The organism is Streptomyces sp. NPDC048353 (assembly GCF_055587165.1).
In genome coordinates this window covers 705,814-728,321 of record NZ_JBVJGU010000003.1, presented here as the reverse complement: position 1 = coordinate 728,321, position 22,508 = coordinate 705,814, and the positions used below count along the sequence as shown (strand labels likewise).

The window sequence follows — 22,508 nt, the reverse complement described above, 5'->3', positions numbered from 1 at the left end:
CCCCGCCCGTCAGCGCCTGATCAGGCGGCGGGCCGTCGCCGCGGCCACCGCCGCCGTGCGGGAGTCCACGCCGAGCTTGGCGAAGACGTGCACCAGATGGGACTTCACCGTCGCCTGGCTCAGGAAGAGACGCTTGCTGATCTGCTGGTTCGACAGGCCCTCGCCCACCAGCTGCAACACCTCCAGCTCCCGTCTCGTCAGCGCCTCCGACGGCATCCGCATCCGGTCCATCAGCCGGTGCGCCACCGCCGGCGCGAGCGCCGACCGGCCCGCCGCGGCCGTACGGACCGCCGCCGCCAGCTCCTCCGGCGGCGCGTCCTTCAGCAGATAGCCGCAGGCCCCCGCCTCGACCGCCGCCAGGATGTCGGCGTCCGTGTCGTACGTCGTCAGCACCAGCACCCGCGGACCGCCCGCCACCGCCGTGATCGCCGCCGTCGCCTCCGAGCCGTGCATCCCCGCGCCGAACTGCAGGTCCATCAGCACCACGTCCACCCCGCCCGCGGCCGCCAGTTCCACCGCCCGCTCGGCCGTGGCCGCCTCCCCGACCACGGTGACGTCCGGCTCCGTGTCCAGGACCGCGCGCAGCCCCGCCCGTACGACCGGGTGATCGTCCGCGAGCAGCAGCCGGACCGTCATGCCGCCACCTCCACCGGCAGGGGAAGACAGACCGCGACCGCCGTGCCCTGCCCCGGCGCGGACTCCACCGTGAACGTGCCGCCGAGCGACCTCGCCCGCGCCCGCATCGCCGGCAGCCCGAAGCCGCCCTCCGCCGTCGGCGGCGACGGCGCCGCCGGATCGAAGCCCTCCCCGTCGTCGACCACGTCCAGCGTCACGGAGGCCCCCATGAACGACAGGGTGATCTCCGCCCGCGAGGCGCGCGCGTGCCGGACCGTATTGGCCAGCGCGGACTGGGCGATCCGCAGCAGCGCCACCTCGTACGGTGTCGGCAGCTCCACCGGGGCCCCGCTCACCGTGAACCGGGCCCGCACCCCGGTGTCGGGGGCCGGCCGGCACAACCGCTCCAGCGCCCCCGCCAGCGAGCCGTGCTCCAGGTCCGCAGGGGACAGCGCCCGGACGAAGCGCCGCGCCTCCGCCAGGTTGTCCTGCGCCGCCTGCCGCGCCTGGGCGAGGTGCCCGGCGGCGGGCGAATCCCCGGGCAGGGCCCGCTCCGCCGCCCGCAGCAGCAGCTGGATCGAGGAGAGCCCCTGCGCCAGCGTGTCGTGGATCTCCCGGGCCAGCCGTTCCCGCTCGGCGAGCGTCCCGGCGTGCCGCTCGGCCGCCGCCAGCTCCGCCCGGGTCGCCACCAGCTCCTCCACCATCCGCCGCCGCCGCTCGCTCTCCCGGTACAGCGCCTGGTAGCCGAAGACCGTCGCCACCGCGACCGCCGCGCCCAGCAGCGGCCCGATGAAGACGCCCGGGTTGAGCGGGTCGCCCTGGCGAACGTACGAGAAGATCGCCGCCCCCGCCGTCAGCGCGACCGATGGCAGCGACCAGCGGACGGGCAGCAGATGGAGCTGGAGGAAGTAGAGCGGGAACGCCAGCCAGAGCCCGTCCGGTGTCAGCCACAGCAGCGCCAGCCAGGCGACGCCCAGCACGACAAGCCATCCCGCGGCGGCCCGCGGGGAGCGCCGGACGGACGGCAGGAGCGAGCCGGTGGCATAGACCGCGGCCGTCACGGCCGCGGCGATCACGCCCGCCGCCGTGTCCGACCGGAGGGCCGCCAGCGCGAGCAGCCCCGCCACCATCAGATGCAGACAGAGGCGCAGCGCGCGCAGGGCGGGGGTGAGGGCACGTGAATCCATGGCCCGTCCAGCGTAGGCGGGCGGCGCCGGTCCGGACTCAACCGAAAGTTTGATCACGGAGCCATCCGTGGCGCGATGTCCGCGCCCGCCCCGGCCCCGCAGGCTTGGTCCCATGTTCGTGGCATGGAGAGACCTGCGCTTCGCCAAAGGGCGATTCACCTTGATGGGCACGGTGGTCGTGCTGATCACCCTGCTCGTCGGACTGCTGTCCGGGCTGACCGCCGGACTCGCCCGCGAGAACATCTCGGCGATCACCGGTCTGCCCGCCGACCGGCTGGCGTTCGCCGCCCCACCCGCCGGCCGGTCCGTCTCCTTCACCGGCTCGACCGTGACGGAGCGGCAGTGGCGGGAGTGGTCGGGGCGTCCCGGTGTGACGAGCGCCCGGCCGCTCGGCATCCGCACCCTCGAGGCCGCCGCCGGGGACCGTACGGCCGCCGTCTCCGCCTTCGGTACGCGGCCGGCGGACGCCCTCGCCCCGGAGAGCCGACGGCTGGGGCCCGGCCGGGTCGTCCTCTCCCGGTCGGCCGCCGCCGAACTGGGGGTCGCGGACGGCGACACCGTACGGATCGGGCCGCTGGAGGCGACCGTCACGGCGATCGCCGGCGACGCCTCGTACAGCCACACGCCCGTCGTCTGGACCTCGCTCGACGACTGGCAGCGGCTCGGCCACAACGGCAGCCCGCCCGAAGAACAGGCCACCGTCATCGCGCTCACGACCGCCGAGGGGGCGGACCTCGCGGCCGCGGACCGGGCGATCGGCACCTCCGCGCGGACCGTCGACGAGGCGCTCACCGCCCTGGGGTCCTACCAGGCCGAGAACGGCTCGCTCCAGCTGATGCGCGGGTTCCTCTTCGTCATCTCCGCGCTCGTCATAGGGGCGTTCTTCACCGTCTGGACGATCCAGCGCGGCGGTGACATCGCCGTCCTCAAGGCCCTCGGCGCCTCCACCCCCTATCTGCTGAAGGACGCGCTCGGCCAGGCGGTGCTGATGCTCAGCGCCGGGACCCTCCTCGGCACCGGCCTCGCGGTCGGGATCGGCGCGCTGGTGAGCGGAGGGGACGTGCCGTTCCTCCTGGAGCCGGCGACCGTCCTCGGCCCGGCCGCCGTGATGATCGTCCTCGGCGTCCTCGGCGCGGCCCTGTCCATCCGGCGGATCACCGCCGTCGACCCCCTGACCGCTCTCGGGAGCGCGCGATGACCCTCCTCCTCGACGACGTGACCCTGACCTACCCGGACGGCGAAGGCCGGCTCACCGCCCTCGACTCCGTCCGGCTGGACGTGCCCGCCGGGTGCCTCACCGCGGTCGTCGGGCCCTCCGGCTCCGGCAAGTCCAGCCTCCTCGCCGTCGCGGCGACACTGGTGACCCCGGACCGGGGGCGGGTGGTCGTGAGCGGTACGGACACCGCCGGGCTGGACCGGGCGGGGAAGGCGGCGCTGCGGCGGGAGCGGATCGGGATCGTCTTCCAGCAGCCGAACCTGCTGCCGTCGCTGACGGCGGTCGAGCAGCTCCTCGTGATGGCGCACCTCTCCGGCGGCCGGCCGAAGGCGCTACGGGAGCGGGCCCTCGCCCTCCTCGACGCGGTCGGCCTCGCGGACCTGGCGGCCCGCCGCCCGCACCAGCTCTCCGGCGGCCAGCGCCAGCGCGTCACCCTCGCCCGCGCCCTGATGAACGAGCCGGCCGTCCTCCTCGTCGACGAGCCCACGAGCGCGCTGGACCACGAGCGGGGCGCCGCGGTCGTCGACCTCCTGGCCCGCCTCACCCGGGAGCGCGGCACGGCGACGGTGCTGGTCACGCATGACCGTACGCATCTGTCCCGCGCGGACGTGACGGTCACCGTCCGGGACGGCCGCCTGTCGGAGCCGGCCGGCGTCTGAGCCGTGACCGTACGGAAGGGGCGGTGGCGGCGCGGGCGGTCGGGGCGGGGATACGCGGAGCGCCCGGGGCCTGAGGCTCCGGGCGCTCCTTCGGTGCGTGGCAGGCCCTACGCCTGGCCGTTGCCCGCCGTGTTGGCGAGGGCCGTGGACAGCTCCTTGGCGACTTCCTGGAGGATCGGGACGATCTTCTCCGTCGCCGCCTCGGTCACGCGGCCCGCGGGACCCGAGATGGAGATCGCGGCCGCGGTGGGGGAGTCGGGGACAGACACGGCGAGGCAGCGGACCCCTATCTCCTGCTCGTTGTCGTCGACGGCGTACCCCGCGTCGCGGACCAGGGCGAGCGCGTCCAGGAAGCCCTCGGGCGTGGTGATCGTCTTCTCGGTCGCGGCGGGCATGCCCGTACGGGCCAGCAGCGCGCGGACCTCGTCCGCGGGGGTGTAGGCGAGCAGCGCCTTGCCCACGCCGGTGGAGTGCGGCAGCACGCGCCGGCCGACCTCGGTGAACATGCGCATCGAGTGCTTGGAGGGGACCTGTGCGACGTACACGATCTCGTCGCCGTCGAGCAGCGCCATGTTCGCGGTCTCGCCCGTCTCCTCGACCAGACGCGCCAGATACGGACGCGCCCAGGTGCCGAGCAGCCGTGCGGCGGACTCGCCGAGCCGGATGAGCCGGGGCCCGAGGGCGTACCGCCGGTTGGGCTGCTGACGGACGTACCCGCAGGCCACCAGCGTGCGCATCAGCCGGTGGATGGTGGGCAACGGCAGCCCGCTGCTGGCGGACAGCTCGCTGAGCCCGACCTCGCCGCCGGCGTCGGCCATCCGCTCCAGGAGATCGAAGGCACGCTCAAGGGACTGGACGCCGCCGGCGGCGGGCTTGGCGGCGTCGGTGGTGCTGGCGCTGGACGTCGGCACGTCAAGGTCCTTTCGAGGCAGGCGGGCAAGGCAGCAGCCTACCGGGCCGTCCCGCCGGACACACGGCCCCGGCCCCGGCGTACGAGCCGGTCAGGGGGGTGTTTGTCCGGTGTCGGCGGGCACCGGTCGGCGTGCGGGTCGACCACGCATGTGGGGAGCTACGTTCTACTGTACGAAATTTTCCTTCCACTTCATGGAAACCTCCAAGCGGAGTTCCGGAAGGCCCGTGGTGGCGCCGCAGGAAGCCCGCGAGCGCACCGCTGGCGGGGCGCTCCACCCGGGTCATGCTGAAAGTGTGCCCTTGACGACATGTCGTCCTGAGTGAAGACTCCTTCAACAGTTCGTTGAATTTCTGCTGGTGGAAGAAGAAGGGGTACGGGTGGACGTCAACCTGGTACTGCGCTCGACAAGGGTCATCACCCCCGAGGGAACGCGCCCCGCGTCGATCGCCGTCTCCGGCGGGACCATCGCCGCGGTGCTGCCGTACGACGCGGAGATTCCGGCCGGCGCCCGGCTGGAGGACGTCGGCGACGACGTCGTACTCCCCGGCCTCGTCGACACCCACGTCCACGTGAACGACCCCGGCCGCACCGAGTGGGAGGGCTTCTGGACCGCCACCCGCGCGGCCGCCGCCGGCGGCATCACCACGCTCATCGACATGCCGCTCAACTCCCTGCCGCCGACGACCACCGTCGAGCACCTGCGGATCAAGCAGGAAGTCGCCCGCGCCAAAGCACACGTCGACGTCGGCTTCTGGGGCGGCGCCCTCCCCGACAACGTCAAGGACCTCCGCCCCCTCCACGACGCCGGCGTCTACGGCTTCAAATGCTTCCTGTCGCCGTCCGGAGTCGACGAGTTCCCCGAACTCGACCAGGAACAGCTGACCTCCTCGCTCGCCGAGATCGCCGGCTTCGACGGCCTGATGATCGTGCACGCGGAAGACCCCCACCACCTCGCCGCGGCCCCGCAGCGCACCGGCGGGAAGTACGCCGACTTCCTGGCCTCCCGGCCGCGCGACGCCGAGAACACCGCCATCGAGAACCTCATCAACCAGGCCCGCCGCCTGAACGCCCGCGTCCACGTCCTGCACCTGTCCTCCTCGGACGCGCTGCCGATGATCGCCGCCGCCAAGGCCGAAGGCGTCAAGATCACCGTCGAGTCCTGCCCGCACTTCCTCACCCTCACCGCCGAGGAAGTCCCCGACGGCGCCACCGAATTCAAGTGCTGCCCGCCCATCCGCGAGGCCGCCAACCAGGACGCCCTCTGGGAGGGACTCGCCGACGGGACGATCGACTGCATCGTCTCCGACCACTCGCCCTCCACCGCCGACCTGAAGACCCCCGACTTCGCCTCCGCCTGGGGCGGCATCTCCTCCCTCCAGCTCGGCCTCCCCGCCATCTGGACCGAGGCACGCCGCCGCGGCCACGACCTGACCGACATCGTCCGCTGGATGTCCGCAGGCCCCGCCCGCCTCGCCGGCCTGGACCGCAAGGGCGCCATCGAAGCCGGCCGCGACGCCGACTTCGCCGTCCTCGACCCCGAAGCCACCTTCACCGTCGACCCCGCCGAACTCCAGCACCGCAACCGCGTCACCGCCTACGCCGGCCGCACCCTCCACGGCGTCGTCACCTCCACCTGGCTGCGAGGCGAACGCATCGCCGACCGCGGCACCCTGGCCGAGCCCTCCGGCCGCCTCCTCGAAAGGAACAACTGACGTGTCCGCCATACCCAGCTTCACCGGTGACGCCAGCCCCTACGGAGGCGGCGACCCGTACGCGGACTACCGCACCGCGGACTTCCCCTTCACCCAGTACGCCGACCTCGCCGACCGCCGCCTCGGCGCCGGCGTCATCGCCGCCAACGACGAATTCTTCGCCGAGCGCGAGAACATGCTCAAGCCGCAGGCCGCCGAGTTCGACCCGGAGCACTTCGGACACAAGGGCAAGATCATGGACGGCTGGGAGACCCGCCGCCGCCGCGGCGTCTCCGCCCAGCAGCCGCACCCCACCGACGACGACCACGACTGGGCGCTCGTACGCCTCGGCGCCCCCGGCGTCATCCGCGGCATCGTCATCGACACCGCCCACTTCCGCGGCAACTACCCGCAAGCCGTCTCCGTCGAAGCCACCTCCGTCGCCGGCTCACCCTCCCCCGACGACCTCCTCGCCGACGACGTGAAGTGGACGACCCTCGTCCCGCGCACCGCCATCGGCGGCCACGCCGCCAACGGCTTCGCCGTCGACATCGAACAACGCTTCACCCACCTCCGCGTCAACCAGCACCCCGACGGCGGCATCGCCCGCCTGCGCGTCCACGGCGAAGTCGCCCCCGACCCCGCCTGGCTCCGCGTCCTCGGCACCTTCGACCTCGCCGCCCTCGAAAACGGCGGCCAGGTCGAGGACGCCTCCGACCGCTTCTACTCCCCGGCCACCAACACCATCCAGCCCGGCCGCTCCCACAAGATGGACGACGGCTGGGAAACCCGCCGCCGCCGCGACAAGGGCAACGACTGGATCCGCTACCAGCTCGTCGCCGAATCCGAGATCCGCGCCATCGAGATCGACACCGCCTACCTCAAGGGCAACAGCGCCGGCTGGGCCGCCCTCTCCGTCGCCGCCGACGGCTCCGACGACTGGACCGAAATCCTTCCCAGGACCCGCCTCCAGCCCGACACCAACCACCGCTACGTCCTCGACACCCCCGCGGTCGGCTCCCGCGTCCGCATCGACATCTACCCCGACGGCGGCATCTCCCGCCTCCGCCTCTTCGGCTCCCTCACCGAAGCGGGCTCGGCGCGCCTGACGGCCCGCCACCAGGAACTGGGCGGGTAACGACACCCCGCCCGGCACGCGAGGGCGCACCGGCCCGACAGCACCGGTGCGCCCTCGCGTCTTTTCTTTGTTTTTGAGGCTCGGTTCCCCTCCGGGCGCTGAGAGCCGGGCTCACAGACCCGTACGTGCTCGCCCCCTCGTTCCTCGGGGGCTCTGCGCGTTCGGGTCTGTTCCCCCGGCGCGCCCTTCGGATCACTCGCCTGTCGGGGCTGTTCCCCCGGCGCACCCTTCGGGTCACTCGCCTGTCGGGGGCCGCTTCCGCCGGTCCCGGCGTTCGGGGTCACTCGCCGTCCGGGGCGCTCCCTCTGGGCGCTCGGACGTGGGTGTCACGCCGCGTGGCCGCCGTCCACCGCGAACTCCGCGCCCGACACGTACGCCGCGTCCGGGCCCGCCAGGAACGCCACCATCGCGGCGACCTCGTCCGGCGTGCCGAAGCGGCCCAGCGCCGTCCCCGCCGCCTGGGGCTCCGCGTACGGGCCGGCCGCCGGGTTCATGTCGGTGTCGACCGGGCCAGGGTGGACGATGTTGGCCGTGATGCCATGGCCGCCCAGCTCCCGCGCGAGGCCCTTGGTCAGCCCGATCAGCGCCGACTTGCTCAACGCGTAGAGCGTCGCCCCGGGCCCGGGAACCCGCGCGGCGACACACGAGCCGATCGTCACGATCCGCCCGCCCCGCCCCATCCGTGCCGCCGCCGCCTGCGAGGCGAGGAAGACCGCCCGCACATTCACCGCGAGCACCCGGTCCACGTCGGCCAACGACAGCGACGCCAGCGGCCCCAGCACCCCCACCCCCGCGTTGTTGACCAGGACGTCCAGCCGCCCGAGCGCGTCCGCCGCCCACTCCACCGCGCCCGCCGCGTCCCCCGCGTCGGCCGCGTCGGCCCGCACCGGGAAGGCCTTGCGCCCCGCCGCCTCGATCGCCTCGGCGACCTCCCGCGCCCGCTCCTCTCCCCGTACGTACGTGAACGCCACGTCCGCCCCCTCCCGCGCCAGCCGCACAGCCGTCGCCGCGCCGATCCCCCGGCTGCCGCCCGTCACCAGAACCGCCCTGCCGTCCATCGTGGACATCCCGAACCTCCGTCGATGCGTACTCATGTCATGACTGGTTGCGGGTTCAATGAAAGTCGGGTGGGGCTCCGGGCACCGGCGGGAAACGGACACCGATGAGATCCGCCGGGCGGTGGAGTCGGAGTGAGTGGGACACGATGGACCGGGGGACACCCGGCCGACACCGAAGGGCACCCGCCATGGCCACGCTCAGCCTCACCCAGTTCCTCTCCCTCGACGGCGTCTACCAGGCCCCGGGCGGCCCGGACGAGGACCGCAGCGACGGCTTCGGTCAGGGCGGCTGGTCCGTGCCGTACGGAGACGAGGACTTCGGCCGCTTCATGGACGGGGTCTTCCGGCGGCCCAGCGCCTTCCTCCTCGGCCGGCGGACGTACGAGATCTTCGCCGGCCACTGGCCGCGGCAGACGGACCCCGCCAACCCGGTCGCCTCGAAGCTCAACGCCCTCCCGAAGTACGTCGCGTCGAGAACCCTCGAAAAGGCCGACTGGGCCGGGACCACCGTCCTCGGCGGCGACGTGATCGCGGAGGTCACCGCGCTGAAGGAGGGCACCGACGGCGAGGTGCAGATGCACGGCAGCGGAGGCCTCGCCCGGACCCTGCTCGCCCACGACCTGATCGACACACTCCACCTGCTCGTCTTCCCCGTCGTCCTCGGCGAGGGCCGCCGCCTCTTCGCCGACGGCGCCAGGCCCACCGCGTTCCGGCACGTCGAAGGCAGCACCACCGGCTCCGGCATCGCCATCCACACCTACGAACTGGCGGGCCGCCCGGAGTACGGGAGCTACGCCTGAGCGGCCGCGGACGGGCACGTCCAGGAAAGGTGTAGCCGCCACGCGCCGCTCCGGGTACGGTGATCGTCCCCGTGCGAGCCGCCGAAGTCTCCACCCCGGACCACGCGTTGAAGCAGGCCCGCCCATGACCGCCACGTCGCCGACCGCCACCCCCCTGCCCCTGCGCGCCCCCCGCCCGGCCTGGCTCACCGACCTTCCGGTGCTCCTCGTCGCCGTCGTCTGGGGCGCCAGCTACCTCGCGGCCAAGGGCATCACCACCACCCACACGGTCGTCGCGGTCCTCGTCCTGCGCTTCGCCGTCGTCCTGCCCGCCCTCGTCGTCGCCGGATGGCGGGGGCTGCGCGCGCTCGGCGCCGCCCAATGGCGCGGCGCCGGGATGCTCGGCCTGGTCCTCAGCGGGATCTTCCTCCTGGAGACCTACGGCGTCGTCCACACCTCCGCCACCAACGCGGGCCTGATCATCAGCCTCACCATGATCCTCACCCCGCTCGCCGAGGCCGCCGTCACCCGCACCCGCCCGCCCCGCGCCTTCCTCCTCGCCGCCGCGCTCTCGGTGACCGGCGTCGTCCTGCTCACCCAGGGCGGCGGATTCACCACCCCGTCCCTCGGCGATCTGCTGATGCTGCTCGCCGCCGTCGCCCGTACCGTCCACGTCCTGGCCATGTCCCGGATCAAGGCGGTCCGCGGCGCCGACTCGCTCTCCCTCACCACCGTCCAACTCGGCGCCGCCGTCGCCGTCTTCGCCCTGCTGGCCGCCGCGCCCGGCACCGGTGCATCGCCCTGGTCCGTGGCGCTGGACTTCGGCCCCCGGGAGTGGGCCGGGCTGCTCTTCCTCTCCGTCTTCTGCACGCTCTTCGCGTTCTTCGTCCAGATGTGGGCCGTCCGCCGCACCTCCCCCTCCCGGGTCAGCCTGCTCCTCGGCACCGAACCGCTCTGGGCCGCCGCCGCCGGCATCGCGCTCGCCGGCGACCGCCCCGGAGCCCTCGGCATCGCGGGCGCCGTCCTCGTCCTCGCCGGCACGACCTGGGGCCGCCGGACCGCGGACGAAGGCACCCGCTAGGGGGCCCGGGCCCTACGCCTTCCGCACCCGGTCCGAGACGATCAGGATCACCAGGCCGAGCACCGCTATCACGATGTTCGCGAACAGCTCGCGGCCCTGGAGGAACCAGACGTTCTCCGTCAGGAAACGGGTCAGACCCATCAGACGGAACCAGCCGTCCGTCAGCTCACGGATCACGCCGCAGACGCCGAACACCAGGGTGAGGAAGCCGACGACTTCCAGGAATCGCTTCATGGCACCAGCATGATCCTTCCGGCCTCGCGCCCGCGTCCACCCCCCGGACATCCCCCGTCGACGGAAGTCTTGCGTCCCGCGACTTTGGTAGCCGAGGCCCCTTCCTACCCACTCCCGGGGCCCTCACCTGCGTACGTTGGTGGGTATGACTCGGACGGACCGCCACGCCTGGCTGCTGCCCTCGGCGATGGCCGACCCCCCGGCGGACAGCCCCCCGGGCCGTCGGCCCCGCCGCACCGTGCGCGACTGGTTCGTCGACACCCTCCTCTTCCTCCTCGCCGCCTTCGTCGGACTCATCGCCGCCGACTCCACCGAGCAGCTCACCAGCGAGATCGTCGCCTTCGCCGACCAGATCGTCGGCGCCGCCGCCTGCTGCGCCCTCTGGCTCCGCCGCCGCTGGCCCGCCGGAGTCGCCGTCGTCCTCACCGTGATCAGTACGGTCGCGCCCGTCGCCGGCGGAGCCGCCCTCGCCGCCCTCTTCGGCGTCGCCGTCCGCCGCCCCTTCCGCGAGACCGCGCTCATCGGCGGACTCGCCGTCGCCTCCTCCACCGCCCAGGTCTTCCTGCGGCCCGACCCCAGCCTCCACCCCGCCGCGGCCGTCGTGATCGGCATCGTCATGACGCTCCTGGTGACCGCCTGGGGCATGCTCGTCCGCTCCCAGCGGCAGCTCCTCGTGGCACTGCGCGAACGCGCCCGGCGCGCCGAGGCCGAGGCGGAACTCCGCGCCGAACAGGCCCAGCGCCTGGCCCGCGAGGCCATCGCCCGCGAGATGCACGACGTCCTCGCCCACCGGCTCACCCTGCTCAGCGTGCACGCCGGAGCGCTGGAGTTCCGGCCGGACGCCCCGCCCGAGCAGGTCGCCCGCGCCGCCGGCGTCATCCGGGACAGCGCCCACGAAGCCCTCCAGGACCTGCGCGAGATCATCGGCGTCCTGCGCGCACCTGGCGAGGACGGCGGCGGCGACCGGCCCCAGCCCACCCTCGACACCCTCGACGAACTGGTCGCCGAATGCCGCGCGGCCGGCATGAAGGTCGCCCTCGACCTCGCCCTGGACGGCGCCGACGGCCCCCGCGCCGTCCCCGCCGCCACCGGACGCACCGTCTACCGCATCGCCCAGGAGGGTCTCACCAACGCCCGCAAGCACGCCCCCGGCGCCGATGTCGACATCACCGTGCGCGGCCGCCCCGGCGACGGCCTCACCGTCCACATCCGCAACGCGGCCCCCACCGGCCCCGTCCCGCACGTCCCCGGATCGGGCCAGGGACTCATCGGACTCACCGAGCGCACCACCCTCGCCGGCGGACGGATGGACCACGGCCCCGCCCCCGACGGCGGCTTCGCCCTGCACGCCTGGCTACCGTGGCCCGCATGACCATCCGGCTGCTCATCGTCGACGACGACCCCCTGGTCCGCGCGGGCCTCACCCTCATGCTCGGCGGCGCGGAGGACATCGAGATCGTCGGCGAGGGCGCCGACGGCCGCGACGTCCCCGAACTCGTCGCCCGGCTCGCCCCCGACGTCGTCCTCATGGACATCCGGATGCCCCACGTCGACGGCCTCACCGCCACCGAACGGCTCCGCGCCCGCCCCGGAGCCCCCGAGGTCGTCGTCCTCACCACCTTCCACGCCGACGAACACGTGGTCCGCGCCCTGCGGGCCGGAGCGGCCGGCTTCGTCCTCAAGGACACCCCGCCCGGCGAGATCGTGGCCTCCGTCCGCCGGGTGGCCGCCGGCGACCCCGTCCTGTCCCCGGCCGTCACCCGCCAGCTGATGACCCATGTCGCAGAACAGCAGCCCCGGACCCGCCGCGCGCACGCCACCGCCCGCCTCGCCGAACTCGCCCAGCGGGAACGGGAGGTCGCCGTCGGCGTCGGCCGCGGCCACTCCAACGCCGAGATCGCCGCCGCCCTCTACATGAGCGTGCCGACCGTCAAGACCCACGTCTCCCGCGTCCTCGCCAAACTCGGCCTCAACAACCGCACCCAGATCGCCCTCCTCGTCCACGACGCCGGCCTCCTGGAGGACGACGGGACCCCGTGAGACGCCCGGGCCCGCCCGCCCGCCGACGTGCCGGGACCGTCCCGACCGCCCGGGAACCCCGCGTCCCGCCCGGCTACGCTGGACCGATGTCGGACATCGATCTGGGGGAGTACGGCCCGGACTTCACCGTGAATCCCCACCCGTACTACGCGAAGATGCGCGAAGCCGGCCCCGTCCACCGGATCCGCACCACGGACGGCAGCCGTCTGTGGCTGGTCGTCGGCCACGAGGCGGCCCGCGCCGCCCTCGCCGACCCGCGGCTCTCCAAGTCACCGTCCGTCGTCGGCATGACCATGCTGGACGAGCGGGTCATCGGCCCCAACCTCCTCGTCCTCGACCCGCCCGACCACACCCGGCTGCGCAGACTGGTCGCCGGGCAGTTCACCGCCCGGCGGGTGGAGAGCCTGCGGCCCCGCGTCGAGCGGCTCACGGGCGAACTCGCCGACGCGATGGCACCGGCCGGACACGCCGACCTGATCGACTCCTTCGCCTTCCCGCTGCCCATCACCGTCATCTGCGAACTGCTCGGCATCCCCGCCGCCGACCGCGACACCTTCCGCGCCTGGTCCAACGAGATCGTCGCCCCGACCGGCGCCGGGCCCGAGGCCGAGGCGATCGAGGGGCTCGCCGCCTACCTCGACTCGCTCATCGAGGACAAGCGCGCCGCCGGCCCCTCCGACGACCTGCTCTCCGACCTGATCACCGCCCGCGCCGAGGACGGCGACCGGCTCTCCCTCGCGGAACTGCGCGCCCTCGCCTACCTCCTGCTCATCGCCGGCCACGAGACGACCGTCAACCTCATCTCCAACGCCGTCCGGGCCCTGCTCACCCACCCCGCCGCCCTCGCTGCCGCGCGCGCCGACCCCGGTCTCCTCGACGGCGTCGTGGAGGAGACCCTCCGCTGGGAGGGGCCGGTGGAGAACGCGACCTTCCGCTTCACCCGGGAACCGGTACGGATCGGGGAGACGGTCATCCCCGCGTACGAACCGGTCCTGGTCTCGCTGGCCTCGGGCGACCGGGACCCGGCGCGCTACCCCGACGCCGACCGCTTCGACCCGCACCGCGACCCCCGGGGCCACCTCGCCTTCGGCCACGGCATCCACTACTGCCTGGGCGCCCCGCTCGCCCGCCTGGAGGCGCGGACCGCGCTCGGCACGCTCCTGGAACGCTTCCCCCAGCTGGAACTCGACCCGGAGGGCGGGGCGCCGGAGTGGCTTCCCGGCCTCCTCATGCGAGGCGTGCGCCGCCTCCCCGTCCGATGGTGAGGCCATGACCGCACTCGATCTCGCACACGCCCGACGGGTCCTGGACGCCCAGCCGTTCAGCCGCCTCCTCGGCGCCCGGCTCACCGCCTTCGGCGACGGGTCCGCCGCCCTGGAGCTCGACCTCCGCGAGGAGCTGCGGCAGCAGAACGGCTTCGCGCACGGGGGAGTGCTCTCGTACGCCGCCGACAACGCCCTCACCTTCGCCGCCGGCACCGCTCTCGGTGGCGCGGTCCTGACCGCCGGCTTCTCCATCCAGTACGTCCGCCCGGCTCTCGGCGTCACCCTGATCGCCCGCGCCGAGGTGGTCCACGCGGGCAAGCGCCAGGCGGTGGTCCGGTGCGACCTGCTGACCGTGTCCGAGGACGGGTCCGAAGCCCTCTGCGCGGTCGCCCAGGGTTCGGTGCTCGCCGCCGACGGCTGACCCCCGGGGCCGTGAAGACAGCCGCGGCGCGAGCACCGACCGGCTGACCGACCGGCCGGGGGAGCCCGCAAGGCCCCCACGCGCGATCCCCGTCAGGCCCCGGTCAGGCCTCCGGCCCGGCCCCGTCCGCGGGGATCTCCGCCAGGGCGACCGGCCGGCGCTCGCGCCGTGACCGCTCGCACGCCTCGGCGATCCGCAGCGCCCGCAGGGCCTCCCGGCCGTCGCAGGGGTTGGGCGCCGTGCCGCGGACCAGGCGTACGAACGCGTCCAGTTCGGCCTCGTACGCCGGGGCGAACCGCTCCAGGAAACCGGACCAGGGCTTCTCGGGGGGCGGCGGGCCGTGAGGCTCGACGGAGGAGAGCGGGGTCCGGTCGTCCAGGCCGACCACGATCTGGTCCCGGTCGCCCGCCAGTTCCATCCGTACGTCGTACCCGGCGCCGTTGCACCGCGTCGCCGTCGCCGTCGCCAGCGTGCCGTCGTCCAGCGTGAGCACCGCCGCCGCCGTGTCCACGTCCCCCGCCGCGCCGAACATCGCGGGACCGGCGTCCGAGCCGGTCGCGTACACCTCCACGACCTCCCGCCCGGTCACCCACCGCAGGATGTCGAAGTCGTGCACCAGGCAGTCGCGGAACAGCCCGCCCGACAGCGGCAGATACGCGGCGGGCGGCGGCGCCGGGTCGGAGGTGGCCGCCCGGACCGTGTGCAGCCGCCCGAGCCGGCCCGCGCGCACCGCCTCGCGGGCCGCGCGGTAGCCGGCGTCGAAGCGGCGCATGAAACCGAGCTGCAGCTCCGTGCCGGCGCTCTCCACCGCCCGCAGCGCGCGGAGGGTGCCCGGCACGTCGAGGGCGATCGGCTTCTCGCAGAACGCCGGGAGCCCGGCCCGCGCGGCGCGCGCGATCAGCTCGGCGTGCGCGGCGGTGGCGCTGGAGATGACCACCGCGTCCAGCGGACGGCCGAGCAGGGCCTCCACGGTCGGCTCGGCCCCGGCCCCGACCGCCCCCGCCACGGCCGCCGCCCGGCCCGGGTCGGCGTCCGCGACGACCAGCGATTCGATCTCCGGGTGACGGGCCAGCACGCCCGCGTGAAAGGCCCCGATACGGCCCGTTCCGATCAGTCCGATGCGCATGGCCCCAAGGTGCTGCCGGCACGACCCCCTGTCAAGGATTTGTCAGGACAATCGGACGTCACCACTTCCTGTCATCTTTTCCTCCGACTACGCTCGCCCCCGTGGCCAAGCAGTCCCCGCCCCCGCCGAGGTCCGTCGCCTCCCTCCCGCACCTCTCCGTCGACCGCACCAGCCCGGTCCCGCTGTACTACCAGCTCGCCCGGCAGCTGGAGGCGGCCGTCGAGAGCGGCGACCTGACGCCCGGCACCCTCCTCGGCAACGAGATCGACCTCGCCACCCGCCTCGGCCTGTCCCGGCCGACCGTGCGCCAGGCCATCCAGACCCTGGTCGACAAGGGCCTTCTGGTCCGCCGCCGGGGCGTCGGCACCCAGGTCGTGCACAGCCAGGTCCGGCGCCCGCTGGAGCTGAGCAGCCTCTACGACGACCTGGAGTCGGCCGGCCAGCGCCCCGCCACCCTCGTCCTGGTCAACCGCGTCGAGCCGGCCACCGCCCGGGTCGCCGCCGCGCTCGGCGTGCCGGAGGGCAGCGACGTCCGCTGCCTGGAACGGCTCCGCGCCGCCCACGGCGAGCCGATAGCCCGGCTGCGCAACCACCTGCCCGCCGGACTGCTCGACTTCGACACCGAACGACTGGAGGCCACCGGCCTCTACCGCCTGATGCGCGGCGCCGGTATCACTCTGCACAGCGCCCGCCAGACGGTGGGCGCCCGCGCGGCGACCCCCGCCGAGGCGGAGCTGCTCACCGAGGAGGAGGGCGCGCCGCTCCTGACGATGGAGCGCACCACGTTCGACGACACCGGCCGCGCCGTCGAGTTCGGGTCCCACGTCTACCGGGCCTCGCGGTACTCCTTCGAGTTCCAGCTGCTGGTCCGGCCCTGACCGACAACCCCGGTGACGGCCGGGCGCACCCCCATGACCGATACTGCAATGCACGCAGAAGGACATAAAGGAGGGCACGGCCTCGTGACCAGGGTTCGGACAGGAGGGGTACGCGCGGCCATCGGCGCCGTGCTCGCGGTGACGCTCACCGCCGCACTCGCCGGCTGCAGCAGTACGGGGGGCAAGCGGGCCGAGGACGCCCGCAAGGCCGCCGCCGCCCAGGGCAGGGCCGCCGTCGACACACCGAGGTGGACCTTCGCCATGGTCACCCACTCGGGCGACGGGGACACCTTCTGGGACATCGTCCAGAACGGCGCCAAGCAGGCCGCCGTCAAGGACAACATCAACTTCCTGTACGCCCACAGCGACGAGGCCCAGCAGCAGGCGCAGCTGATCGACTCGTACATCGCGAAGGGCGTCGACGGGCTCATCGTCACCCTCGCCAAGCCGGACGCGATGAAGACGGCGGTCGCCAAGGCGGTGAAGGCCGGCATCCCGGTCATCACCGTCAACTCCGGATCGGAGCAGTCCAAGGCCTTCGGCGCCCTCACCCACATCGGCCAGGACGAGGCCGTCGCCGGCGAGGCGGTCGGCGAGGAACTCGACAAGCGGGGGCGCAAGAAGGCCCTGTGCGTCCTGCACGAGCAGGGCAACGTCGGCCACGAGCAGCGCTGCGGCGGAGCGAAGAAGACCTTCGGCGGCGACCTGCAGAACCTCTACGTCGACGGCACCAACATGCCCGACGTGCAGGCGTCCATCGAGGCCAAGCTCCAGGCTGACCCCTCCATCGACGCGGTCGTCACCCTCGGCGCGCCCTTCGCCGACGCCGCCGTCCAGGCGAAGAAGACCGCCGGCAGCGACGCGGAGATCGACACCTTCGACCTCAACGCCAAGGTCGCCACCGCCCTCGGCGCCGGGACGCTCGGCTTCGCCGTCGACCAGCAGCCCTACCTCCAGGGGTACGAGGCCGTCGACCTGCTCTGGCTGTACAAGTACAACGCCGACGTCCTCGGCGGCGGCAAGCCGGTCCTCACCGGCCCGCAGATCATCACCAAGGACGACGCCACCGCGCTCAAGGAGTACACCGAGCGGGGCACCCGATGAGCACCACCAGCCCGTCCGGCCTCGACCACGTCGACGAACGGCTGCTGCGCACCTCACCGCTGCGCAAACTGCTCGCCCGGCCCGAACTCGGCTCGGTCGTCGGCGCGGCCGCCGTCTTCCTGTTCTTCGCGATCGTCGCCGACAGCTTCCTGCGCGCCTCCAGCCTCGGCACGGTCCTCTACGCCGCCTCCACCATCGGCATCATGGCGGTGCCCGTCGCCCTGCTGATGATCGGCGGGGAGTTCGACCTGTCGGCCGGCGTGATGGTGACCAGCTCCGCGCTGATCTCCTCGATGTTCAGCTACCAGATGACGGCGAACGTCTGGGTCGGCGTCGGCGTCTCCCTGCTCGTCACCCTCGCCATCGGCGTCTTCAACGGCTTCATGCTGACCCGCACGAAACTGCCCAGCTTCATCATCACGCTCGGCACGTTCCTGATGCTGACCGGTCTCAACCTCGGTCTCACCAAGCTGATCAGCGGCACCGTCTCCACCAAGTCGATCGCCGACATGGAGGGCTTCCCCTCCGCCAGGAAGCTCTTCGCCTCCCAGCTGACCGTCGGCGGCGTCGAGCTGAAGGTCACCATCCTGTGGTGGCTCGTCCTGGTGGCCCTGGCCACCTGGATCCTGCTGCGCACCCGCTTCGGCAACTGGATCTTCGCCGTCGGCGGCGGCGCCGACGCGGCCCGCGCGGTCGGCGTCCCGGTCTTCAAGACCAAGATCGGCCTCTACATGGGCGTGGCCTTCTGCGCCTGGGTCTCCGGCCAGCACCTGCTCTTCTCCTTCGACGTCGTCCAGTCGGGCGAGGGCGTCGGCAACGAGCTGATCTACATCATCGCGGCGGTGATCGGCGGCTGCCTGATCACCGGCGGCTACGGCTCCGCCATCGGCTCGGCGGTCGGGGCGTTCATCTTCGGCATGACCAGCAAGGGCATCGTCTACGCCGAGTGGAACCCGGACTGGTTCAAGTTCTTCCTGGGAGCGATGCTCCTCCTGGCGACCCTGCTGAACGCCTGGATCCGCAAGCGCGTGGAGGCGACCAAGTGACCACGACCCCTCCGCCGGCCCCGTCGCCCGCGCCCTCCGCCGCGCCGGATCCGGCGCCGCTGGTCGAGCTGGACGACGTCAGCAAGTACTACGGCAACATCCGGGCCCTCGAAGGCGTCTCGCTGGAGGTCCACCCGGGCGAGATCACCTGCGTCCTCGGCGACAACGGCGCCGGCAAGTCCACCCTCATCAAGATCATCGCGGGGCTCCACCGGCACGACGCCGGCACCTTCCGCATCGAGGGCGAGGAGGTCTCCCTGGCCAACCCGCGCGAGGCGCTGGACCGGGGGATCGCCACCGTCTACCAGGACCTCGCCGTCGTCCCCCTGATGCCGGTCTGGCGCAACTTCTTCCTCGGCTCCGAGCCCACCAAGGGCGCCGGACCGTTCAAGCGCCTGGACGTCGAGCGGATGCGCCGGACCACCCGCGCCGAGCTGCTGCGCATGGGCATCGACCTGCGCGACGTCGACCAGCCCATTGGCACCCTCTCCGGCGGCGAGCGCCAGTGCGTGGCCATCGCCCGGGCGGTCCACTTCGGGGCCAAGGTCCTCGTCCTCGACGAGCCGACCGCCGCGCTCGGCGTGAAGCAGTCCGGAGTGGTCCTGAAATATGTGGCCGCCGCCCGTGACCAAGGCCTCGGCGTGGTGCTCATCACCCACAACCCCCACCACGCCTACCTCGTCGGCGACCGGTTCATCCTGCTCAAGCGCGGTCTCATGTCGGGCAGCCACACCAAGACCGGCGCCGGCGCCGTCACCTTGGACGAGCTGACCCGCCAGATGGCCGGCGGCAGCGAGCTGGAGGACCTCCGCCACGAACTGGAGCGCCCCTCCGCCACGTGACGGCGCCCCGACACCCCACCTGGCAGAATCGAGCCGATGAGTACCTACCGCGACCTCACCCAGCGCGGCTCCGCCCGGGGCACCGTGCTGCGGACCGTCGGCACCCGCGAACGGCGCTCCCACCTGACCGCCCCGAAGGTGCCCACCGTCGGCATCGACATCGGCGGTACGAAGGTCATGGCCGGTGTCGTCGACGCGGACGGCACCATCCTGGAGCAGCTCCGCACCGAGACGCCCGACAAGTCCAAGAGCCCCAAGGTCGTCGAGGACACCATCGTCGAGCTGGTCCTGGACCTCTCCGACCGGCACGACGTGCACGCCGTCGGCATCGGCGCGGCCGGCTGGGTCGACGCCGAGCGGGCCACGGTGCTCTTCGCCCCGCACCTGGCCTGGCGCAACGAACCGCTGCGCGACGCGCTCGAGTCCCGGCTCGCCGTCCCCGTCATGGTGGACAACGACGCCAACACCGCGGCCTGGGCCGAGTGGCGCTTCGGCGCCGGACGCGGCGAGGACCACCTCGTCATGATCACGCTCGGCACCGGCATCGGCGGGGCGATCCTGGAGGAGGGCCGGGTCAAGCGCGGGAAGTACGGCGTCGCCGGCGAGTTCGGCCACATGCAGGTCGTCCCCGGCGGCCACCGCTGCCCCTGCGGCAACCGCGGCTGCTGGGAGCAGTACAGCTCCGGGAACGCCCTGGTCCGCGAGGCCCGTGAGCTGGCCGCCGCCGACTCGCCGGTCGCGTACAACATCATCGACCGGGTCCAGGGCAACGTCCCCGAGATCACCGGCCCGCTCATCACCGAGCTGGCCCGCGAGGGCGACGCCATGTGCGTGGAGCTGCTCCAGGACATCGGCCAGTGGCTCGGCGTCGGCATCGCCAACCTCGCCGCGGCCCTCGACCCCTCCTGCTTCGTCATCGGCGGCGGCGTCAGCGCCGCCGACGACCTCCTCATCGGCCCCGCCCGGGACGCCTTCCGACGGCATCTGACCGGCCGCGGCTACCGCCCCGAGGCCCGTATCGCCAAGGCCCAGCTCGGCCCCGAGGCCGGCATGGTCGGCGCCGCCGACCTCGCCCGGCTCGTCGCCCGCCGCTTCCGCCGCGCCAACCGCCGCCGGGTCGAACGCCACGAACGCTACGAGCGCTACGCCCAGGCACTGCTCAACGGCACCGCCGGACGCGCCTCCCGCACCACCCAGGACCCGCCCTCATGACCGTCCCCTCCCCGTCCGCCTCCCCCGAGCAGCGGACGAAGCTGCCCGAGGACCGGCGCCACATGATCCGCCGCCGCTGGCTGACGGCGATCATCATCGTCCTCCTCGTCGGCATCCCGGCCGGCTATCTGCTGATCTCCGCGGGCCAGAGCCGCGACAGCGGGCGGGACAAGGAGCGCGAGTCCTCGGCCGCGGGCCTCCAGGACAACTGGCCCTCCCAGATGAAGCGCCGGATCTTCGAGGTCCCCATCCCGGCCGGCAGCACCGACGTCGCCTACTACGAGACGAGCAACTGGCGCACCAGCCGCCTGTACGTCCGGTTCACGACCAGCGCCGGCAAGCTGGACACCTTCCTCGACCGGCTCGGCACCAGCCGCTCCGGCCTCACCGCCGGCGAGGTCACCATCGGCGAGCGCGACGCCTCGATCGTCGGCTGGGACTTCCCGCGCGACCGCGACTGGTCGGGCACCAGCATCACCCGCGACAAGCCGAGACCGGGCCAGGACCTCACCGTCGACCTCACCGACCCGGCGGCCCCGACCGTCTACGTCGTCTCCACCACCACGCCCTGACCGGTGTCCCCCACCCCCGGGACGACACCCCGGAGCCGGTCCGCTCCGGCCGGAGCGCCCTCGTCGGCACACCGCCCCCGGAGCGTGCTCATCGCCCCCCGCCACGGGCCGACCACGGGATGTGAGAGCGTGCAGGGCGTGAGTGAGACACCGACGAACACCCTGCAATACCGCGTCGACGGGCCGGACCAGGCCCCGGTCCTGGTCCTCGGCCCCTCGCTGGGAACGACCATGCACATGTGGGACCGGCAGATACCGGAGCTGACCCGGCAGTGGCGGGTCGTCCGCTTCGACCTGCCCGGGCACGGCGGCGCCCCCGCCCGGCCCTTCACCACCGTCGCCGAGCTGGGCGACCGGCTCCTGGCCACCCTCGACGAGCTGGGCGTCCAGCGCTTCGGGTACGCGGGCTGCTCCATCGGCGGCGCGGTCGGACTCGACCTCGCCCTGCGGGCACCCCACCGGGTCGCCTCCCTGGCCCTGATCGCCGCCTCGCCCCGGTTCGGCAGCGCCGACGAGTTCCGCCAGCGCGGGGTCGTCGTCCGGACCCACGGCCTCGAACCCATGGCGCGCACCGCCCCCGAGCAGTGGTTCACCCCGGGCTTCGCCGCCGGCCAGCCGGCGATCGTCGAGTGGGCCGTCCAGATGGTGCGCACGACCGACCCCGGCTGCTACGTCGGCGCCTGCGAGGCCCTCGCCCTCTTCGACGTCCGCGACGCCCTGGGCCGGATCGGCGTCCCCGCCCTGGTCCTGGTCGGCTCCGACGACCAGGTCACCGGCCCCGCCGAGGCCCGCACCCTGGTCGCCGGGATAGCCGACGCCCGGCTCGCCGTCGTCCCCGGCGCCTCCCACCTCGCCCCGGTCGAACAGCCCGGAGCCGTCACCGACCTCCTCACCGGCCACTTCGCGGGGATCGTCCACGACACCCAGAGCGCCCTGCCCGCCCCGCCGATGCCGCCCGTCTCCGCCCCGGTCGCCCCCGTCGCCGAGATCGCCCCGACGGCGGCCGTCCCCGAGGGAACGGGTTCCGTGCGGCCCGACCCGTACGACGAAGGCCTCAAGCTGCGCCGCGAGGTCCTCGGCGACGCCCATGTGGACCAGGTGCTCGACGACGGGTTCGGCGCCGACTTCCAGGCCCTGGTCACCCGCTACGCCTGGGGCGAGGTGTGGAACCGCGAGGGCCTGGACCGCCGCACCCGCAGCTGCGTCACCCTCACCGCCCTGATCGCCGGCGGCCACCTCGACGCCCTCGCCGACCACACCCGGGCCGCCCTGCGCAGCGGACTCTCCCCGGCGGAGATCCGGGAGGTCCTGCTGCAGACGGCGGTCTACTGCGGGATGCCCGCCGCCGACAGCGCCCTGCGCGTGGTGCGGCGGGTGATCGAGGAGGAGACCACCCCGTAGGGTGGGCCGTTCCATGCCGTCGTGAGGGGG

Annotated in this window: 23 protein-coding genes; 17 read left to right on the top strand and 6 right to left on the bottom strand. The window is 73.4% G+C overall.

The features are described 5' to 3' along the window. Positions 1 to 9: 9 nt before the first annotated feature. Together ACZ6RC_RS13555 and ACZ6RC_RS13550 are read right to left on the bottom strand one after the other, a co-directional pair. On the bottom strand, positions 10 to 636 hold the full coding sequence (locus tag ACZ6RC_RS13555) for a response regulator (RefSeq protein ID WP_391135740.1): 627 nt from the start codon (positions 634 to 636) through the stop codon (positions 10 to 12). Continuing rightward, a complete protein-coding gene (locus ACZ6RC_RS13550) occupies positions 633 to 1,802 on the bottom strand; it encodes a sensor histidine kinase (protein ID WP_469582093.1) in 1,170 nt (389 codons plus the stop codon). Before ACZ6RC_RS13550 ends, ACZ6RC_RS13555 begins: the two co-directional genes overlap by 4 nt. Positions 1,803 to 1,914: 112 nt before the next feature. On the opposite strand from ACZ6RC_RS13550, the gene ACZ6RC_RS13545 reads away from it, so the two are divergent. Both ACZ6RC_RS13545 and ACZ6RC_RS13540 read left to right on the top strand, forming a co-directional pair. Then, a complete protein-coding gene (locus tag ACZ6RC_RS13545; protein WP_469582089.1) occupies positions 1,915 to 3,000 on the top strand; it encodes an ABC transporter permease in 1,086 nt (361 codons plus the stop codon). Beyond that, entirely contained in the window at positions 2,997 to 3,677 is a 681-nt protein-coding gene (locus ACZ6RC_RS13540) for an ABC transporter ATP-binding protein (RefSeq protein ID WP_469582085.1), read from the top strand. Before ACZ6RC_RS13545 ends, ACZ6RC_RS13540 begins: the two co-directional genes overlap by 4 nt. A 107-nt stretch (positions 3,678 to 3,784) precedes the next feature. Here ACZ6RC_RS13540 and ACZ6RC_RS13535 read toward each other — a convergent pair whose 3' ends face one another. After that, positions 3,785 to 4,588, bottom strand: a complete 804-nt coding sequence (locus tag ACZ6RC_RS13535) for an IclR family transcriptional regulator (protein ID WP_391135726.1) — start codon at positions 4,586 to 4,588, stop codon at positions 3,785 to 3,787. A 379-nt stretch (positions 4,589 to 4,967) separates the two neighbouring features. On the opposite strand from ACZ6RC_RS13535, the gene allB reads away from it, so the two are divergent. Both allB and alc read left to right on the top strand, forming a co-directional pair. Then, positions 4,968 to 6,302, top strand: coding sequence for an allantoinase AllB (gene allB / locus ACZ6RC_RS13530; protein ID WP_469582080.1), 1,335 nt, complete (start codon positions 4,968 to 4,970; stop codon positions 6,300 to 6,302). 1 nt (position 6,303) lies between these two features. After that, positions 6,304 to 7,419: an allantoicase gene (gene alc, locus ACZ6RC_RS13525; protein ID WP_453611745.1), complete on the top strand. Its 1,116-nt coding sequence runs from the start codon at positions 6,304 to 6,306 to the stop codon at positions 7,417 to 7,419. A 326-nt stretch (positions 7,420 to 7,745) separates the two neighbouring features. Here alc and ACZ6RC_RS13520 read toward each other — a convergent pair whose 3' ends face one another. After that, the gene (locus tag ACZ6RC_RS13520) at positions 7,746 to 8,486 is read right to left on the bottom strand and encodes an SDR family NAD(P)-dependent oxidoreductase (RefSeq protein WP_469582078.1); all 741 of its coding nucleotides are present in this window, start codon (positions 8,484 to 8,486) and stop codon (positions 7,746 to 7,748) included. A 179-nt stretch (positions 8,487 to 8,665) separates the two neighbouring features. Between ACZ6RC_RS13520 and ACZ6RC_RS13515 the strand changes: the two genes are divergently transcribed. Beyond that, entirely contained in the window at positions 8,666 to 9,277 is a 612-nt protein-coding gene (locus ACZ6RC_RS13515; RefSeq protein ID WP_453611740.1) for a dihydrofolate reductase family protein, read from the top strand. Between the two features lie 124 nt (positions 9,278 to 9,401). Next, a complete protein-coding gene (locus ACZ6RC_RS13510) occupies positions 9,402 to 10,337 on the top strand; it encodes a DMT family transporter (protein WP_469582076.1) in 936 nt (311 codons plus the stop codon). Between the two features lie 12 nt (positions 10,338 to 10,349). Here ACZ6RC_RS13510 and ACZ6RC_RS13505 read toward each other — a convergent pair whose 3' ends face one another. Further along, complete coding sequence (locus tag ACZ6RC_RS13505; RefSeq protein WP_391135708.1) at positions 10,350 to 10,571, bottom strand: hypothetical protein; 222 nt, start codon at positions 10,569 to 10,571, stop codon at positions 10,350 to 10,352. Between the two features lie 145 nt (positions 10,572 to 10,716). On the opposite strand from ACZ6RC_RS13505, the gene ACZ6RC_RS13500 reads away from it, so the two are divergent. The 4 genes from ACZ6RC_RS13500 to ACZ6RC_RS13485 all read left to right on the top strand — a co-directional run bounded on the left by ACZ6RC_RS13500 (position 10,717) and on the right by ACZ6RC_RS13485 (position 14,297). Beyond that, entirely contained in the window at positions 10,717 to 11,943 is a 1,227-nt protein-coding gene (locus ACZ6RC_RS13500; protein ID WP_453611734.1) for a sensor histidine kinase, read from the top strand. After that, positions 11,940 to 12,611: a response regulator gene (locus ACZ6RC_RS13495; RefSeq protein WP_391135702.1), complete on the top strand. Its 672-nt coding sequence runs from the start codon at positions 11,940 to 11,942 to the stop codon at positions 12,609 to 12,611. Before ACZ6RC_RS13500 ends, ACZ6RC_RS13495 begins: the two co-directional genes overlap by 4 nt. 86 nt (positions 12,612 to 12,697) lie before the next feature. Then, positions 12,698 to 13,876 (top strand): cytochrome P450 family protein, encoded by a 1,179-nt coding sequence (locus tag ACZ6RC_RS13490; RefSeq protein WP_391135699.1) that lies wholly within the window; start codon positions 12,698 to 12,700, stop codon positions 13,874 to 13,876. 4 nt (positions 13,877 to 13,880) lie between these two features. After that, the gene (locus ACZ6RC_RS13485; RefSeq protein WP_469582073.1) at positions 13,881 to 14,297 is read left to right on the top strand and encodes a PaaI family thioesterase; all 417 of its coding nucleotides are present in this window, start codon (positions 13,881 to 13,883) and stop codon (positions 14,295 to 14,297) included. A 103-nt stretch (positions 14,298 to 14,400) separates the two neighbouring features. Here the strand turns inward: ACZ6RC_RS13485 and ACZ6RC_RS13480 are convergent, their stop codons facing one another. Further along, positions 14,401 to 15,423 (bottom strand): Gfo/Idh/MocA family protein, encoded by a 1,023-nt coding sequence (locus ACZ6RC_RS13480; RefSeq protein ID WP_469582071.1) that lies wholly within the window; start codon positions 15,421 to 15,423, stop codon positions 14,401 to 14,403. 101 nt (positions 15,424 to 15,524) lie between these two features. Between ACZ6RC_RS13480 and ACZ6RC_RS13475 the strand changes: the two genes are divergently transcribed. The 7 genes from ACZ6RC_RS13475 (at position 15,525) to pcaDC (ending at position 22,478) form a co-directional block, all read left to right on the top strand. After that, complete coding sequence (locus ACZ6RC_RS13475) at positions 15,525 to 16,301, top strand: GntR family transcriptional regulator (protein ID WP_469582068.1); 777 nt, start codon at positions 15,525 to 15,527, stop codon at positions 16,299 to 16,301. A gap of 84 nt (positions 16,302 to 16,385) precedes the next feature. Beyond that, positions 16,386 to 17,405, top strand: a complete 1,020-nt coding sequence (locus ACZ6RC_RS13470) for a sugar ABC transporter substrate-binding protein (RefSeq protein ID WP_453611722.1) — start codon at positions 16,386 to 16,388, stop codon at positions 17,403 to 17,405. Continuing rightward, positions 17,402 to 18,451 (top strand): ABC transporter permease, encoded by a 1,050-nt coding sequence (locus ACZ6RC_RS13465; RefSeq protein ID WP_391135687.1) that lies wholly within the window; start codon positions 17,402 to 17,404, stop codon positions 18,449 to 18,451. Before ACZ6RC_RS13470 ends, ACZ6RC_RS13465 begins: the two co-directional genes overlap by 4 nt. Further along, positions 18,448 to 19,293 carry an ATP-binding cassette domain-containing protein gene (locus ACZ6RC_RS13460; RefSeq protein ID WP_391135684.1) on the top strand — a complete coding sequence of 282 codons (846 nt, stop codon included), beginning with the start codon at positions 18,448 to 18,450 and terminating at the stop codon, positions 19,291 to 19,293. Before ACZ6RC_RS13465 ends, ACZ6RC_RS13460 begins: the two co-directional genes overlap by 4 nt. A 36-nt stretch (positions 19,294 to 19,329) precedes the next feature. Continuing rightward, complete coding sequence (locus ACZ6RC_RS13455; RefSeq protein WP_391135681.1) at positions 19,330 to 20,505, top strand: ROK family glucokinase; 1,176 nt, start codon at positions 19,330 to 19,332, stop codon at positions 20,503 to 20,505. Further along, complete coding sequence (locus ACZ6RC_RS13450) at positions 20,502 to 21,077, top strand: hypothetical protein (RefSeq protein ID WP_391135678.1); 576 nt, start codon at positions 20,502 to 20,504, stop codon at positions 21,075 to 21,077. The genes ACZ6RC_RS13455 and ACZ6RC_RS13450 overlap by 4 nt, the downstream gene beginning before the upstream one ends. A gap of 138 nt (positions 21,078 to 21,215) precedes the next feature. After that, a complete protein-coding gene (gene pcaDC, locus ACZ6RC_RS13445) occupies positions 21,216 to 22,478 on the top strand; it encodes a bifunctional 3-oxoadipate enol-lactonase/4-carboxymuconolactone decarboxylase PcaDC (protein ID WP_469582062.1) in 1,263 nt (420 codons plus the stop codon). The last annotated feature ends 30 nt before the right edge of the window (positions 22,479 to 22,508 follow it).

Coding starts and splice junctions, on each gene's coding strand:
- ACZ6RC_RS13555 (WP_391135740.1), bottom strand. CDS start 636: ATGACGGTCCGGCTGCTGCTCGCGGACGATCACCCGGTCGTACGGGCG.
- ACZ6RC_RS13550 (WP_469582093.1), bottom strand. CDS start 1,802: ATGGATTCACGTGCCCTCACCCCCGCCCTGCGCGCGCTGCGCCTCTGT.
- ACZ6RC_RS13545 (WP_469582089.1), top strand. CDS start 1,915: ATGTTCGTGGCATGGAGAGACCTGCGCTTCGCCAAAGGGCGATTCACC.
- ACZ6RC_RS13540 (WP_469582085.1), top strand. CDS start 2,997: ATGACCCTCCTCCTCGACGACGTGACCCTGACCTACCCGGACGGCGAA.
- ACZ6RC_RS13520 (WP_469582078.1), bottom strand. CDS start 8,486: ATGTCCACGATGGACGGCAGGGCGGTTCTGGTGACGGGCGGCAGCCGG.
- ACZ6RC_RS13515 (WP_453611740.1), top strand. CDS start 8,666: ATGGCCACGCTCAGCCTCACCCAGTTCCTCTCCCTCGACGGCGTCTAC.
- ACZ6RC_RS13510 (WP_469582076.1), top strand. CDS start 9,402: ATGACCGCCACGTCGCCGACCGCCACCCCCCTGCCCCTGCGCGCCCCC.
- ACZ6RC_RS13505 (WP_391135708.1), bottom strand. CDS start 10,571: ATGAAGCGATTCCTGGAAGTCGTCGGCTTCCTCACCCTGGTGTTCGGC.
- ACZ6RC_RS13500 (WP_453611734.1), top strand. CDS start 10,717: ATGACTCGGACGGACCGCCACGCCTGGCTGCTGCCCTCGGCGATGGCC.
- ACZ6RC_RS13495 (WP_391135702.1), top strand. CDS start 11,940: ATGACCATCCGGCTGCTCATCGTCGACGACGACCCCCTGGTCCGCGCG.
- ACZ6RC_RS13490 (WP_391135699.1), top strand. CDS start 12,698: ATGTCGGACATCGATCTGGGGGAGTACGGCCCGGACTTCACCGTGAAT.
- ACZ6RC_RS13485 (WP_469582073.1), top strand. CDS start 13,881: ATGACCGCACTCGATCTCGCACACGCCCGACGGGTCCTGGACGCCCAG.
- ACZ6RC_RS13480 (WP_469582071.1), bottom strand. CDS start 15,423: ATGCGCATCGGACTGATCGGAACGGGCCGTATCGGGGCCTTTCACGCG.
- ACZ6RC_RS13465 (WP_391135687.1), top strand. CDS start 17,402: ATGAGCACCACCAGCCCGTCCGGCCTCGACCACGTCGACGAACGGCTG.
- ACZ6RC_RS13455 (WP_391135681.1), top strand. CDS start 19,330: ATGAGTACCTACCGCGACCTCACCCAGCGCGGCTCCGCCCGGGGCACC.
- ACZ6RC_RS13450 (WP_391135678.1), top strand. CDS start 20,502: ATGACCGTCCCCTCCCCGTCCGCCTCCCCCGAGCAGCGGACGAAGCTG.